Origin of the sequence: Mesorhizobium sp. M0408 (assembly GCF_040321495.1) — a bacterium.
In the GTDB taxonomy this organism is placed as follows: domain Bacteria; phylum Pseudomonadota; class Alphaproteobacteria; order Rhizobiales; family Rhizobiaceae; genus Mesorhizobium.
In genome coordinates, this window is sequence record NZ_JAMYRO010000028.1 from 1 (window position 1) to 15,220 (window position 15,220).

A 15,220-nucleotide genomic window follows, 5' to 3' on the forward strand; every position below is an offset into this window, starting at 1 on the left:
CCCCCCCCCCCCCCCCCCCCCCCCCCCCCCCCCCCCCCCCCCCCCCCCCCCCCCCCCCCCCCCCCCCCCCCCCCCCCCCCCCCACGCCTGTGGGCAGAGCGAGGCGCCGGGGAGAAAGCCCACAGTTTTCTGACACCCGTTCGCGACTGGTTCACCGAGGGTTCCGAAACCGCCGACGTCAGAGAGGCCGAGGCCCTGCTCAGCGAGCTGGAGCGTGCTACGCTATATGACACGCCCTCGGTTCGGCGGGAATAGCCTTGGCCGTTAGTTGGTGGAAGGGGCAGCGCGTTCAACGGGCGCGGTCGCGCCAATTGCAGTCATTCCAGAACACACGTTTGACTGCCTGCTACTGGCGCACCTTACTCGTTCCAGTGGACGAGGCGAACAGCAACAAACCATCCATCTCGGCCATTGGCGGCAGCCAGTTGGTAGAGTTTGACCCTAGAACGCCAGCGTGTGAGACCACCGCCGCCGGGGCGAGCGCATGCCGGGTCGGCACCCACCGGGTTCATCGGCGGGCGGGGGCGGGATGGTTTGTGGGGCCCCGCATCAATGCGCGTGACCCCTCGCTCACAGACTGGATGATCGCGTTGAAGGCGGTGATCACTATTGAACAGAAGCCGCCGATACCAGGACGAAGCCGCGGGTCTTGTTCTCGTTGTGGGAGTCCTGGGTGTTCATGGCATCGAAAAGCTCAGATGTCTTCACCCACACTGGAGGGTATTTATATCGTGCGACATCAAGGATGAGGAAGCGGTCTGATTTCCCATCATAGGCTGCTAGCGGCGAGATATGGCCGCCCTTCTCCTGTCCGATTGCCTTGCGGAGGTAGTTGACGATCACGAAATGGTTCGACTGGCCGAGATGGGAACTCGCCAGCTTGCGGAACTCGTCGACTGAGCTGTCGGCGGCATGATGGACTTCTGCCTTGACCGGCTGCGTCGCAAGAATTCCACCGATCTGATCGAGGGTCATACCTTTCTTCGCCAAACATCTCGGGCGAGAATGGCGTCCGTTCGTTCATCGAGGACATTGTCCTGCGTGAAAGTGCGATATGGCTCGTACTCCGGAACCGAAGGCGCCGGTACATTGAGCGCGTTCAGCACCATGACGATGCTGGCGACACCGCAATAGGACTGTGTCTTCTGCGTCAGAAAGTTGCTTGCGAGAGGGAAATAGGCCTCCCGTGCATCGCTTTCGACGAAGTAGTTTTCGCCAATATCAGAACTAAAGCCGGCCAGATTGTCAGGAAGCTTCAGGGTTTCGGCGCTTGCGCTGGTGACGAACAGCCCCAATGCGACCACTGCCCCATGAACGAAGTGCTTAGACATGGCAACGTCTCCGCTGGGTGATCGTGCCACTATACCAGAAGGACGGGCGTGTATCACCATCCCCGTTTCAGGGTCGAAGGTCGGGTTCGAGAGGAGGGGCCGTATCAGGCGCGCCCGGCCGACAACTTCGTTCAAAGTTCGGGATCTCTTCATGGCCGGCTGCTCTCGCCGCCAAAACCATCCAAATCGCTCTGAACGACCGAGTTCGACCCTTTTGGCGGTCGTTCAGTTGCGAGCGTCGCATGACGCGATCTGACCCTGAGCTGTCATTCCGCCCGTACGTGTCGTAGCTTCTAATGGCTTGCCGATGGGAGGGGTCATATCCGAGCGCCCGATTGCCCTGACATAAGGCGCTGGTATTGTGTAGTTGATTGGGCTCCAAAGCGGAGCCGTCACACGTGGGAGGAGTCCGAGCGTGGTCGAGAGCGCCGTGCAGCGCCGTTTGGCCGCCATACTCGCTGCCGATGTGGTCGGTTACAGCCGGCTCATGGGCCATGACGAGATGGGCACGCTGACTACGCTGAGGGCGCTGCGGGCCGAGCTGGTCGATCCAAAGATCGCCGAACACATGGGTAGGATTTTCAAGGCGACCGGCGATGGGGTTCTGGCTGAGTTCCCCAGCGTTGTTAACGCCGTTGCCTGTGCGGTCGACATCCAGCGGCGGCTGGAGGCGCGCAACGCCGACATGCCAGAGGACCGCGCGATCCGACTGCGGATCGGGGTCAACCTGGGCGATGTCATCGTCGAGGGCGAGGACATCTTCGGAGACGGAGTGAATATTGCGGCTAGGCTTGAGAGCGTCGCGCCGGCCGGTGGCATAGCGGTGTCGGGCACAGTGCGTGACCACCTGGGCAACCGGCTCGATCTGCAGTTCGAGGATATGGGCGAGCAGGCGCTGAAGAACATCGAGCAGCTGGTGCGCGTTTGCCGAGTGCGCCCAGCCGATACCTCTGCCTTGGTGCGTCGCGCACTGTCGCTACCCGATAAGCCGTGGGTCGCCGTCTTGCCGTTTGTCAATATGAGCGGCGATCCAGAGCAGGAGTACTTCTCCGACGGCATCACAGAGGACATCATTACCGAACTTTCGCGCTTTCGGTCGCTGTCCGTCCTCGCCCGCAATTCCTCGTTCACCTACAAGGGACGGACGATGAAGATCCCCGACGTGGCACGCGACTTGGGCGTGACCTATGTACTCGAGGGAAGCGTTCGTCGCGCCGGGAATCGTCTGCGCATAACCGCGCAGCTCATCGACGCTGAGACCGGCAGCCACATCTGGGCGGAGCGCTATGATCGAGAAATTGCCGATATGTTTGCGGTTCAGGACGAGATAACCCAGAGGATCGTGGGCATGCTGGCGGTGGGCCTCGAAGACGATTCCTTGGAACGCGCTAAGCGTAAGCACCCTGAAAACCTCATCGCCTATGACCATTGGTTGCGCGGCAAACATCTCTTGTGGACGGTGGGTCAGAACAATCTTGAAGCGCGCCAACACTTCGAAAAGGCTGCTGCCACAGACCCAAGCTTTTCGCGCGCCTATTCCGGTTTAGCGGTGACCTACCAGATGGAAGCGCTTGATTTGCTAATTGCGGCAGAAGGTAGAGGCGCTTATGACATGGCCTTTGATTGCGCCAAACGGGCCCTCGCGCTCGATGAAGCCGATTATCAAGCCCACATCGCGCTGGCATGGCCTTGCCTCTATCGGGGCGACTATGAGCGCATGAAGAAACATGTGGATCGCGCCATCATGCTCAACCCTAACGATGCCGACAGCCTCGCCAATGCCAGCTACATGCTCGCAATGTATGGAGAAGGGGAAAAGGCGGTTGCCTGCGGCGAAGCGGCAATGCGTCTCAATCCACGATACCCCGATTGGTATATCGCCTTTCAGGCGACTGCCCTATTTACCGCAAGGCGGTATCCCGAGGCCCTAGCCGCGCGGATCAGAGTCCCCGACTACTTTATCGATTCGACTTTTTTCGGCGCAGCTATACTTGCCAAGCTTGATAGGCTTGCCGAGGCAAAGCTATGGGCGGAAAAAGCAGTAGCGAGGCTGAAAGCAAGGCCGGGGGGCGTTGAGCAAGCAGCCAAAGGATGCATTCAGCTTCTGCTCGACAACAACCCATTCCGTCGTCAAGAAGATCGTGATCACTTCGCAGAGGCGATGCGCATGGCTGGCGTGCCCGGATAGCCGCTTCGATCCATTCCGGCTGATGTACGTCGAACAGAGTGTTTAGGAGGTAGTGGTGAAAGCACTCACTTTACTGATGGTGAATGATTACCCCGACTATATCGACGCGGGGGAGTGGGCGCGATCTCTCAAGGCGCGCGTTTCGGGCCTCGACTTCCGGTTATGGCCCCATCACGGCGATCCCGGCGACATTGACTTGGTGCTGATCGATAAGGGTACGCCGCGCAGGTTTTTTGAAGGTATGACGCGATTGCGTGCAGTTGCCTATCTCGGGGCGGGCATAGACGGCTTGCAACTGGGTGAGCTGCCTGCGGGCGTTGGCGTCGTACGTTTGGCGACCCGCGAACTTGCCTCTGAGGTTGTGCAGTACATTGTTCTCAGAGTACTGTGCCGGCAACGCCATGTCGTTGAATATGCTCTCCAACAGACCCAGAAGAGATGGCGCCCGATCGCGCCACGGAAGACCAGCGAGACCCGCATCGTTATCCTTGGGGCTGGGCGTATCGGTGGATGGGCCGCGCGACTCTTCGCCGAGCTGGGATATCGCACGGCGGCATGGTCCCGCAACCCTAAGCAAATCGCCGATGTGGCCTGTTACGCTGGTGCCCCGGCGCTTAAGGAGGCCTTGGCTGAACGAGACTTCGTCGTGTGCGCGCTGCCGCTGACCACCGAAACTCGAGGAATACTTAATTCCGAAACTTTCCGTCTGATGAAGCGCGGCGCCTACCTCGTTAATGTCGGACGCGGAGCACACGTCGACGAAGCTGCACTTCTGCACGCCATTGACGCTGGGCAACTGTCAGGCGCCTGCCTCGATGTTTTTACCTCGGAACCGCTCGACCAGGCGAGTCCGCTATGGGCCCATCCGAAGGTGACCATCACACCACATGTGGCAAGCTATTGGGTCGATTCGGGCATAGCGCAGGTGGCAGGTCTGTGCGAGCAGATCAAGTTGGGCAATGACATCACCAATCTCGTAAATCTTGAGCGGGGCTACTAAGGGCCCGTATGGCAATAACTGCTTCAGTTCCTTGACGGGATTCGGCCAATTGCCGCGGCCTAATGAACCTAATCGATTCGAAAATTTCTGTACGGACCCTAAGTGCGGGCTAAGAATCCACTCTTAGTCCGTTAATGGCGCGATCGAGCCGCAAGTCGACCTCACCGTGATTTCTATTCTCATTCGGTACGGTAGGGCTCATTTGGTATGGAATGCGGTAGTGCCGGCTGTGTTCTCAATTGGCGCGCGATGAACGGACATCTGGCCATGGGTTTGAAGCTCGATTGATCTCGTGCGTTCCTCGGAAGCTCAACGCTGCAGCAGATCGAAGCGGGTGGCTAGGAATGCAGCTCGACAAAAGGGCTGCCAGACCCGTACGCTGCGGTATGGTTGACTTGGCCGACCTTAGCGAGCGGAAGCTTGCGGCGATCCTTGCCGCGGATGTCTCCGGCTACAGCCGGATGATGGAGGTGGACGAAGCCGGCACGCTTGCGCGCCTGAAGGTATATATTGGTGAGGTCGTCAGGCCCAGGATCGCGGCGCATGGGGGCAATATCGTCAAGACCACGGGCGACGGCCTGCTCGTAGAGTTCGCGAGCGTTGAGGCGGTTGAGGGCGCTGTCGAAATCCAGCGGTCGATGGCAGAGCGAAACACTGGTGAACCTGAGAACAGCCGAATCCTTTACCGTGTTGGGATCAATCTCGGTGACGTCATTTTCGAGGACGGAGACGTCCTCGGCGACGGTGTAAACGTGGCCTCCCGGCTTGAGGGGCTCGCCAAGCCGGGCGGCGTGTGCGTGTCGGACATTGTGCATCAGGCAGTCGCGGATCGGATCCAGGTGCCCTTCCGTGATATGGGCAACCAGCGGGTGAAGAACATCTCCCGACCTATTCGTGTCTGGCATTGGACGCCCGACGCGTCGCCGCAGACGACGAGACCGGTCGAAGCGGCGCTGCATCAGCGGGTGCAGTTTGCGACGGCGTCGGACGGCGCGCAGATCGCTTGGGCCAGCATTGGCCAGGGAGCGCCTGTGCTGAAGGGTCCGAACTGGCTGAACCATATTGAGTATGAATGGCACACACCCATTTGGCGTCCGATTCTCGCGAAGTTCGCGAAGCTTTGCCACCTCGTGCGGTTCGACCAACGCGGAAACGGCCTCTCGGACTGGGAGGTTGAGACAGTATCGGAAGATGCAATGGCCGGCGACATGTCCGCAGTCGCGACCGCTGCACAGCTGGATCGGTTCGCGCTCCTCGGCATTTCGCAAGGCTGCGCCTTTTCCGTGCGTTATGCTGTGGAGCACCCGGAGCAGGTGACATGCCTCATCCTGCTGGGCGGATTTCTCCGAGGCCGGCTAATGCGACCGGATCTCGATCAAAGGAAGCTATATGAAGCCGGGGCGATGATGATCCGCAACGGCTGGGGCTCGCCGAATCCCGTTTTCAGGCACTTCTTTACTTCGACGTTCATCCCCGACGCCCCACAGGAAATTGTGGCGAGCTTTGACGAACTGCAGCGCATTGCCACGAGCCCCGAAGCCGCGCTGCGACTTTGGGAAATGAACAGCGAAGTTGACGCGACCGAGTTGGCAAAGAGAGTCCAAGTCCCAACGCTCGTGCTGCATTGCGTGGGCGATCGCGTCGCGCCGATCGAGGAGGGCCACCTGATGGCCAAGCTCATTCCGGGGGCGATGTTTGTCGAAATGCAGGGAAATAACCACGTGCTCATTGAAGGCACTCCCGCCTTCGACCAGTTCTTCGAGGAAACGGCTGCCTTCTTGGCTCTGCATAACCGGGTCGCGTAGCGTTACGATCGGTTTTCCAGATCGTTGGGGCTGGCGTTGTGGCACAAACAAACTTCCGAAATGGGGCACGACTTGTCCGAGAGCTTTCTCGACCCAAGGGCAGAGAAGGGTCGACTCCAGCCGGAGCGCGAAGGTCGGCTTCGGAGGACCGGGGAACGTCAAGAAATGGCGCCACTTGCTCGTTCCCATCGATGAGACGAATGGCAACGTTCCGACCCTTCTCTGCCCTTCGTTCGGAGAACTTCTAAGGCAAGCACTGACCCGAGTCGGCCCTTTGACGCTCACCTCGGCCTTCAGAGCAGCTGAATCGCCCGCCGCCCGGGTAGCGCCAGGAGCTGCCATTCCCGGCGCTTCTCCAAACCTGACCTTCGCGCTACGGCTTTGAGTCGACCCGATTGAGACGTAGGACGCTCCATCGCGATATAATCCGAGCCCATGCGCCAACGCAGTGTCGAAGAAAAAGCCTTTATGCGGTATTGCGCGAGCAAGCTGGACTGCGATGCGTGTTCGCTGACGCTGCGGTGTTGTCCGAAGGCGCCAGCGCGCAAAGAGGGTCGTTGGCTAGCGCGGAACGTCTCCCAACGAGCTTAGTGCCCGGCGGATAGAATCGCGCGAAAATGGCTTCTCGACAACTGGTCGACCGGCCCGTTCAAGGAAGCGCGCCGCAGCGCCGCCGAGCGTGTCCCCGGTAACGAAAACGAATCGCTCCGCTATGCCCGGGGTTGCCTGACAGGCCCAGTCGAACAAGGCGGGGCCGTCGATGTTCGGCATCCGCAGATCGCAAAAGATCACATCGAAAACAGCACTCATCAGCGCTGCCTTGGCGCCGGCGCCGTCCTCGACGATCCTGACGGCAAAACCTTCAGCCTCTAGTAGTTCTGCCATCGTTTCTCCAACTTCCCGCTCGTCATCGACCACAAGGGCGGTACACCCGATGCCCGCGACCGAGTGCGCCGCAACACCTTCGACTGAATCTGACGAAGTGCAGGCCTCCACCGGCAACAGCAACCGGAAATGCGCGCCGTCCGCACGGTCAAGCAGGGCCAGCCGTCCATTGTGCGACTGCACCACGCTGAGCGAGAAGGCGAGCCCGATCCCGGTGCCCGCACCCTGAGCCTTGGTGGTAAAAAACGGATCGAAAATGCGATTCCGGATCTCGGCGGGCACACCGGGGCCATTGTCGGCGATCACGATCTGGAGGTCATTGCCTTCAAGCGACGTTTCGATCTCGATCCGCCGCGGTGCCGGTATCTCCTGCAGGGCGTGTTGCGCGTTGACGATCAGGTTGTAGAACACCTGATGCATCTGGTCAGGGTCGACTTCCAGAGCCGGCAGGCCCTCGGCGAGCCGGCATTGCACCTCGATGCCTGCCGTGCGCAAACCGTAGCCGGCGATATCGAGAACTGCGCGGATCAGATCGTTGACGTCGATACTGCGGCGCTCCGGCTGGCGTTGTCGCGCCATTGCCAGGAAGGTCTTCACGATGCGCGCGCAGCGCTCGGCGGCGAGTCTGATCTTGCCGGCCCGCTGTGCGTGGGCGGTTCCGCCTAGAAATTCTTCCAGCAACTGGGCCTGTGCGACGACGACCGCCAAGGGGTTGTTGAGTTCGTGCGAAACGCCGGCAAGCAGCGAACCAAGTGCGTTGAGCCGCTCGCTCTGAGCCAATGCCTCGCGCGACCGCGCCAGTTCGGCTTCAGCCGCCTTGGTTGCGGTGAGATCAAGAATGCTGCCGACGATCACCGGTCGGTCGTCCATCTCGATGTGGCGCCAACTCAGCGACACGGGAAACGTGGAGCCGTCCAGACGCCGAAGTTGAGCCTCCACGCCGTCGGCGCGCGGCTGCTGACGTGACAGGGCTTTGAGGCGCCGATAGTCTTCCCGTGTGGCGAACCAGCGGTGCTGCCGGAAGCTGTCCTCGTCCTCCGGGCCTATGCCCATGATCTCGCGGAAGGCGGGATTGGCGTTAATCAGCTGCCTCGTTCGCGAGTCTATGAACACGACCGGAACCGGATGATGGTGCGTGAGGTCTCGGAAGCGCCGCTCGCTTTGCTGCAGGCGCTCGGCTGCGCGCTTCTGCTCGGTTATGTCGATATCGAAGCCGCCGATGCGCGCCTGCTGCCGATCGGCTCCCAGAACGGGAAAGCGGACGACAAGGCTCCAGGCATAGTCGGCCGCGTTGCTTAGGAATTCCTCAATTGCAATCGCCTGTCCTGATTCCAGGACGCGGCGATCGTTTTCCGCGATCATCGCGGCTTCCTGGGGCCCGAAAATGTCGGCCGCGCTTAATCCGATTGCGCTCTCGGCCGGCCGGCCGAAGACCTTTCCCATTTCCGGATTGGCGACCAGATAGCGCCCGTCGGTATCCTTCAGGTACATGCCTACGGGAGCATGCTTCATAAACGCCGCCAATCGGGCTTCGCTGGCACGCAGAGCGGCGTCGGCAGCGTGGCGCTGCGATAGGTCGCGCAAGCTCGCCGTGAAGAAACGACGTTTGCCGCTCCGGGCTTCGGTGATCGTGAGTTCCACCGGAAACTCGGTGCCGTTCGCTCGCATGGCAGTCTGCTCTGTACGACGCCCGAGCAACAGCGGGATGCCACCCGCAAGATAGGCCGCAAGCCCGTTTGCGTGCGCCTTGCGCAGATGCGGCGGGACGATGAGCTCCGAGATCTGGCTGCCGACCGCTTCAGCGCGCGAATAGCCGAAGGTCTTCTCGGCCGCCGGGTTGAATTCAACAACCAATCCGGCTTCGTCCATGACGATCACGCAGTCGAGCGATGAGCGAACCACCGAAGCGAGGATCGCCTCGTGGAATGCGTTTCCGGCGTCGTCTTCTTGCAAGGGCGGGCACTCCGTGACGGCCGGTCGGAACGCTGGCCGTCGGGCTGGCAAGGATGACGGTTATCGTGAGTTCCGGCAAGATGCCTGAATCCGACCGCAGTACGGTGCGGGGGTGGGGAAACGCTTGCACCAGCAGGACAAGGAGCGCCAGTTGCCGACGTTTGGTTACACGCCGGAATGCAGACCTTCGGGAACGACGATGTAAGCGCCAGGACTTCAGGAGCCTTCCGAAAGTTGATCGCCTTCATTGCGCATTCGCGACAAAATGAAATGCACTGCCGATTCTCTCGACCGCGCCAAGCCCAGGATAGGCGAAATGGTAGCCAAGGAGCCGGAAGCGATCTGTCGCCGACCGGTCGACAAAGCGTTGGCGACTGGCGATAGCGGCTTGCTTGTCGGTGTCATTGCCGAAGCGCCAGGCCGGATCCTCGAACGAAACGATCTCGTTGGTAACGACGTCTCCGGTCACGACAAGCGTCTCAGATCCGGTAAGCGCATAGGAGAAATGTCCGGGAGTATGTCCCGGCGTGGCTATCGCATGAATACCCGGTAAGACTTCGTCCTTATCCTTCACGGTCATTACACGCTCGCGGATCGCGGAAAGATCCCGTTGCAAGCCTTGCGCGAACGGATGTAGCACTTCGAGCATGGAGGACGCGTAGTCCGGGGTCATCCAGAAGTCCCACTCCGCTGCGCCGATGTAGTAGGTGGCATTCGGAAAGCGCAGCTTGCCCGTGGAGCCTAGCATGCCCCACAGATGATCTGGATGCGCGTGGGTGAGCAGCACCTTGGTGACGGCGGCAGGGTTGTGTCCTGCGGCCGAAAGTGCGGTTTCCAGTTGTCCCTCCGTTGGCTGGAATTTACCGCCCCCGCCGATGTCGACGAGGATTAGGTCGTTCTCGCTTTGGATAAGCGGGATGTTGCATTTTGCCTCTATGGTGCCGCCGCTGCCGCCCAACCGCTTCTCAATGTGTGCCCATTCAGCGAGGATGGCGTCTGGCGCGACGATTTCCGCCGGATGTCTTGGACGCCGCTGTTGTGGCCTTATATGTCGAGCGCCGGTCGCAGAGAAACCGCTGGGCAGACGAATTTGCAATAGTTCCATAAGATAGATTATGCTACTTTAGCGTGTAGCGGCTTACAAAAAACCCTCTCTTCGTGCATCATTCCAGCGCTGCAGACCGCCAAGAGCAAAGCTCTGTGCCGCCTGAGCCGCGAATAAATGCTTACCTAGGAATAGGCTCGCCACGAAGCGGGTCAGCCGCCGGCACTGAGCGGTTGATGGTTGCCGGATCAACACCTGTTCTGGCGGCCCAGTCCTGCAAATTCTTGGGTCTGTAGGTAAGCTGCGCGCGCCAACGGTCGAAAACACTGCCGTCGATCGTCTCATTGATCGTTGAAGTCGTGGCGTCGCTGCCCGCAAGCGGCGGTGCGCCTATCGGCCGATTATAGGGCTTTGTAAAATAGCGATAAATTCCACCAAGAAAGCCGGCGTAGGAGTCGGCAACTGTTGGGAGAGCATTGCCCTGGTCTACATCGACCTGCGATCGGAATTTGAGTCCATGGAACTCGGCCTTGGCCATCAGCCACTTCAATGGAATCTGGGCCAGCAGATCACTTGGGTAACCCCCGCCAATGTTGGCATGCGCACCCACAAACCATCGCTGTTCCACGTTCTCGATCGCTCGAGCTGGTGCTGGATTGGAAGCACCGGCCGCCACCGTCCTGGTCCAGAGCGTCGGCGCAAATGAAGCGCGATGCTCATCGATCGCCAGCGCATGATAAGCATTGAGGTTGCTGAGCCTGAGATGCGTATCAAGAAACCTGTATTTCGCAATATTGCGCTTTGCGCCGATCGGCACTCCGAGGGAGCCCACGGTGTCCCAGATGCCAACAAAATCAATATTGATCGGATTGGAATACCGCAGAAGCCAGCGCTCCTCGAGTTGGACAGCGGTCGCATCTCCTCCTGCCCGCTCGAGAACCTGAAGCAGTTCACGAATCGTCTTGTCGGTTCGCCGCCGATAGCGATCGTAGAGCTGCCTTATGGAGATTGGAGAGCCCGGTTTGAGCAGTCCACATTTGGATATGAGCCCGGACAAGCTCCGGGCGGTGTAGGCGCCGCGGCTAAAACCAAAAATGTAGAGCTTGTCTCCCTTATTGTAGTGATCGACTAACCATTCGTAGGCTTCGGAAATTTCATGGTCGATCCCAAGGCCGAACAGGCCACCACGGATTTTCTCCCCGAGTTGCGTACCTACGCCCGTGCTGTAGTAGACCAGTTGTGCCGGATCATCGGGATCACAAAGAGACTTCAGGCGCCAGACGTTGGTGTTGTCTCCGACCGTATTCCAGGTGCCGTCGAGAAAAACCGCAAGACGCTTTGGATTGCCCATGTCCCCTGCTCTGCTGAAAAAGCTGTGCTAGTCTAGCATTTATTAAATGGCGACTCGGCGCTGTAGCCCTGGAAAAACTTTACACCCAACTCGCGAAAACAGAGGCTTAAATGTGAAACAAAGAGAAAAAGCCTTCGAACCTATCAACCACTAAAATCGGCGATGCACATACGACCAGGACAACATCGAACGCCAGGGTGACTGATCGCCTCGACCAGTGGGGCTCGAAACCGTCTGGCTCGAGCACCGACAACGCCGGCGCTACACAAACCGGCGCCGGTGGTGGTGCGTCGGGGGATAAGAAGCGCTCATAGAGCTTTCTAGCTTGAGCCAAATTCAGACCATCGCTGACGTGATTACCATCGCGGGCCTTCCTGTCGCAGTGGTAACGTTGTTATTCTCATTCTGGGAAGCCAGGGCGAACCGTCGTGCCACGTCAGCCGCTATCTATCTTGCGGTCGTCCAATCGATGCGGGAGGAGTGGAGGGCCTTTGATAAAGCCTCTCCTGACGACCAAGAGGATCATTTAGCGGAAGTCCTGAACCTTACGGAGATCGCCTGTGGGATCGAGGCCGACGGAATTCTTGCCGGTCGAAGCGGTAAGTTCCTCCAACACAGCATCGACGGCATTTTGAATTCGATCGACAAAAGCCCTAATTTGCAGGCGTTGGTTTCGAAGCTCCGCACCCATGAGCATACTTTTGTTGAGAGCGAACGCTACCGCGCGCGACGTTTGCGAAAGCGGACCAAGGACGCCGCTCACAGCACTCGTGGCCCTCCATAATCCCTTGAGGTTAAGAGCAGCGCCACATTGTCCTTTTAGGGTTTGGACCCCCTGAACCCGTGCCCCGACGAACGCGATGGGATCTCTCGCATTACCCGCAATCCATGCTTCTATGAGTCGCCCGAGAATAGGCTGGAATCATCATGACTGACTTCTTCATCAGCTATACGCATGCCGATACGGCTTGGGCCGAATGGATTGGTTACGTGCTCGAGGAGGCCGGATTAACTGTCACCATCCAGGCTTGGGATTTCCGGCCGGGAAGCAACTTTGTGCTCGAGATGCAACGGGCGGCCGCGGAAGCAGTCCGCACAATTCTGGTCTTGTCACCCGACTACCTGAAATCGCAGTTCACCTCTCCGGAATGGGCTGCGGCCTTTACAAGCGACCCACAGGGGCTGAACCGTAAGCTGGTTCCTGTACTGGTGCGCCCTTGCCAACCGATTGGTCTCCTGACGTCGCTCGTTCAAATCCGTATCATCGACATGCCAGAAGAAACGGCTCGGGCAACCTTGCTGGCCGGTATCGATAGCAACCGTGCGAAGCCTCTAACTCGACCGAACTTTCCGGGCCTCGCCGGAAGTGTCCCACATAAGGATTTCCCGGGACCTGACAGACAGGACAGCGCGGGCGGGTCGCGCCTGACGACTATCCTCCCGAACCTCAAACGAATTCCTACCGACGCCGAAAAACGGCGCTTCATCCGAGAGGGCTTTGAAATCATCCGGGCGTTGTTCGAAAAGAATCTCAACCTTGCTCAGCAAGATCCGCGCATCGAGACCGATTTTCAGGCCGTTACCACCGACTTCCGCGCGGAGCTTTTCGTCGACGGCGGCAGCAAATGTGCGTGCAGGGTTTGGATGGGCGGTCCCTTCTCGGACAACGGCATTCAGTTCTCCGAGGGCCTACGCAGCAACGACAACAGCTTCAACGAGCTTTTGACGATCGACCAAGAAGACGGCCTGCATTTCGCAGCGACGATGGCAATGGGACTGTCCGAATTCGAAAGGTCAATCAACGTGAAACGGATGACAGCTGAACAGGCCGCAGACTATCTGTGGCATCGCTTCACGTCGCGGCTAGCGCCTTCATGGTAATATTCCCGCTTGCGAAGGGGCGGGCTGCGCAGGATATCAACTGGAGCGTTTCACGGGCGCCGCGAGACAGATCGGGGCGCTTCCGTTTTGCAAAGCGAAACGACACGAAGGATATATTGTCCTGCCACAGGTCAGAACACGTCGACTACTGCCCCTTGCGGGCTTGTTTGTATCCGGACCCGATCATCCCTTCGCGTGGTTAGGACATGCCGTCGTTCCCCGTTCAGCTCGAATCCGCGGCAACGATGGCGGTACCAGCGCACGGTGTCCTGCGATGCGTATTCCCTGCCGGAGATGACAGCAAAGTACGGGGAGAGGCCTGTCTCATCGAAAAGGCGCTCGCTGCATCCGTTGCGTCTGCCATGGTGGGAGGCGACCAAGATGTCGACCTCGCCCATGGCCGCGCGGAAGCTTTCGCGAGCCAACAGACGCTCCCACCCAGCAACTTCCATATCGCCCGGAAAACAAATCCTTATGCCATGGCTTTCAATGATCGAGACCAGGCTGAGGTTGTTCTCATCCTCGAATTCGGCCGGATAACGGTTCCAGAAGCTGCGGATCTTGAAGTCGCCGTAGTCGATATTGCTGCTGACGGACGCAGTGTACCTCGCCATCAAATCCGCGAGCGCATCAATGCCTCGGCCTATGCCACCGATTTCCTTGAGTTGCCGGAGGTTGTGCGGCGACACCGAGGGATTTTTCATCAGCGTTCCTATGCTGACGGTCTCCACCAGGTTGTGCAGGTCGCTCGCATGGTCCTCATCGAAATTCGAAATGATGAGTTTGTCGATGTGGGAGATGCCCCGGCGCGGAAGATAGGTCGAAGGCCGCCAATTGGTGCTTGAGTTGTGGCCGGCATCAATCAGGATGTGCCTGTTGGTGCTGGTGACGATATGCGAGCACTGTCCGTGCTCGACATCGAAAATCCTGAGGTCCATGACTCAGTTGCCCGTGCTCGCGGCATTCCGTACCGCAGGCGTTTGCTGCAGCTGGACTTTGTCACAGGTCGAGAGCAAGGCCGTGGCGTACTGGATTCCAGCCTCCCATACCCAGCGGTTCGTGACCACGAAGATCCAGATCAGTATCGCAAACGCGTTCACTACCATGGCGGACAGCACCGCCGGACCCAGCGGGGTCAGGATTGCGATCGCTGAACGCCATGCGTGCGCCTGCACGAGGTCAATGAAGCCGGGGTTGCTGTAGATGATGGCGCCTAGTGAAGCCAGCAGGGTGATGGCACAGGCGGTGATGCCGATCGGCTTGAGCCCGCGCAGGTTGCGGCGAAAGCCGTATTGGGCATTTTCGCGGTTCACCATTGCGAACTCCTTCCCCCTCGCCCGTTCCTTGAGCCAAATCACGGCCGAATCGTAAACGGCATTGGCGGCGGCGGGATCTGCCGCCTCCTGTTCGGCGGTCGGGAAAACCGGAATGTTCGGCACGGCAGCGCCCAGGAAGGCGTGATAGCGACGGCGGGTATGCACGTCGAGCTCGCTAGTGTGCCGCAGCAGGATGGTCGTAGGCCATCCGCCCCACCGCCTGCGCAGTCCAGGCTCGATCCGTCGCCCCTTGGTTCGGGCCCATGACCCGAGCGCGTAGAGCAGGCCGCATGACGTCGCAATCGTGAGCAAAGTTGCTGCGACACTCGACACGATCAGCCAGGGAAACCAAGCCATGACTGCCAGCAAAGGCGGAAAGATCGTCAGCAGGCCCGGGAACAGTCGGGCCTGGCGACCATAGCCGTCGAACATCTGCGCGATGTCAGTGGTGAGAGGAATCGCCAT

At 59.4% G+C, this 15,220-nt stretch carries 12 protein-coding genes; 5 read left to right on the forward strand and 7 right to left on the reverse strand.

The features are described 5' to 3' along the window. Window positions 1-606 precede the first annotated feature (606 nt). Together NKI67_RS26325 and NKI67_RS26330 are read right to left on the reverse strand one after the other, a co-directional pair. Window positions 607-975 carry a phytochelatin synthase family protein gene (locus NKI67_RS26325; RefSeq protein WP_352647610.1) on the reverse strand — a complete coding sequence of 123 codons (369 nt, stop codon included), beginning with the start codon at window positions 973-975 and terminating at the stop codon, window positions 607-609. Then, window positions 972-1,331, reverse strand: coding sequence for a phytochelatin synthase family protein (locus tag NKI67_RS26330; protein ID WP_352647614.1), 360 nt, complete (start codon window positions 1,329-1,331; stop codon window positions 972-974). The genes NKI67_RS26325 and NKI67_RS26330 overlap by 4 nt, the downstream gene beginning before the upstream one ends. A 415-nt stretch (window positions 1,332-1,746) precedes the next feature. Here NKI67_RS26330 and NKI67_RS26335 point away from each other — a divergent pair, with 415 nt between their 5' ends. From NKI67_RS26335 to NKI67_RS26345, 3 genes are all read left to right on the forward strand, one after another. After that, the gene (locus tag NKI67_RS26335; RefSeq protein WP_352647617.1) at window positions 1,747-3,519 is read left to right on the forward strand and encodes an adenylate/guanylate cyclase domain-containing protein; all 1,773 of its coding nucleotides are present in this window, start codon (window positions 1,747-1,749) and stop codon (window positions 3,517-3,519) included. A 55-nt stretch (window positions 3,520-3,574) separates the two neighbouring features. Next, entirely contained in the window at window positions 3,575-4,519 is a 945-nt protein-coding gene (locus tag NKI67_RS26340) for an NAD(P)-dependent oxidoreductase (RefSeq protein WP_352457236.1), read from the forward strand. A 344-nt stretch (window positions 4,520-4,863) separates the two neighbouring features. Continuing rightward, window positions 4,864-6,324, forward strand: coding sequence for an alpha/beta fold hydrolase (locus NKI67_RS26345; protein ID WP_352647619.1), 1,461 nt, complete (start codon window positions 4,864-4,866; stop codon window positions 6,322-6,324). A 561-nt stretch (window positions 6,325-6,885) separates the two neighbouring features. On the opposite strand, the gene NKI67_RS26350 is transcribed toward NKI67_RS26345, so the two are convergent. From NKI67_RS26350 to NKI67_RS26360, 3 genes are all read right to left on the reverse strand, one after another. Further along, window positions 6,886-9,162: a hybrid sensor histidine kinase/response regulator gene (locus NKI67_RS26350; RefSeq protein WP_352647621.1), complete on the reverse strand. Its 2,277-nt coding sequence runs from the start codon at window positions 9,160-9,162 to the stop codon at window positions 6,886-6,888. A 244-nt stretch (window positions 9,163-9,406) separates the two neighbouring features. Beyond that, the gene (locus NKI67_RS26355) at window positions 9,407-10,267 is read right to left on the reverse strand and encodes an MBL fold metallo-hydrolase (protein ID WP_352647623.1); all 861 of its coding nucleotides are present in this window, start codon (window positions 10,265-10,267) and stop codon (window positions 9,407-9,409) included. A gap of 121 nt (window positions 10,268-10,388) precedes the next feature. Further along, window positions 10,389-11,558 carry a T6SS phospholipase effector Tle1-like catalytic domain-containing protein gene (locus NKI67_RS26360; protein WP_352647625.1) on the reverse strand — a complete coding sequence of 390 codons (1,170 nt, stop codon included), beginning with the start codon at window positions 11,556-11,558 and terminating at the stop codon, window positions 10,389-10,391. Between the two features lie 325 nt (window positions 11,559-11,883). Between NKI67_RS26360 and NKI67_RS26365 the strand changes: the two genes are divergently transcribed. Beyond that, entirely contained in the window at window positions 11,884-12,342 is a 459-nt protein-coding gene (locus NKI67_RS26365) for a hypothetical protein (protein WP_352647627.1), read from the forward strand. A gap of 143 nt (window positions 12,343-12,485) precedes the next feature. Further along, a complete protein-coding gene (locus tag NKI67_RS26370; RefSeq protein ID WP_352647630.1) occupies window positions 12,486-13,439 on the forward strand; it encodes a toll/interleukin-1 receptor domain-containing protein in 954 nt (317 codons plus the stop codon). A 131-nt stretch (window positions 13,440-13,570) separates the two neighbouring features. On the opposite strand, the gene NKI67_RS26375 is transcribed toward NKI67_RS26370, so the two are convergent. Together NKI67_RS26375 and NKI67_RS26380 are read right to left on the reverse strand one after the other, a co-directional pair. Continuing rightward, window positions 13,571-14,377, reverse strand: coding sequence for a ComEC/Rec2 family competence protein (locus NKI67_RS26375; RefSeq protein ID WP_352647632.1), 807 nt, complete (start codon window positions 14,375-14,377; stop codon window positions 13,571-13,573). 3 nt (window positions 14,378-14,380) lie between these two features. Then, a complete protein-coding gene (locus NKI67_RS26380) occupies window positions 14,381-15,220 on the reverse strand; it encodes a hypothetical protein (protein ID WP_352647634.1) in 840 nt (279 codons plus the stop codon).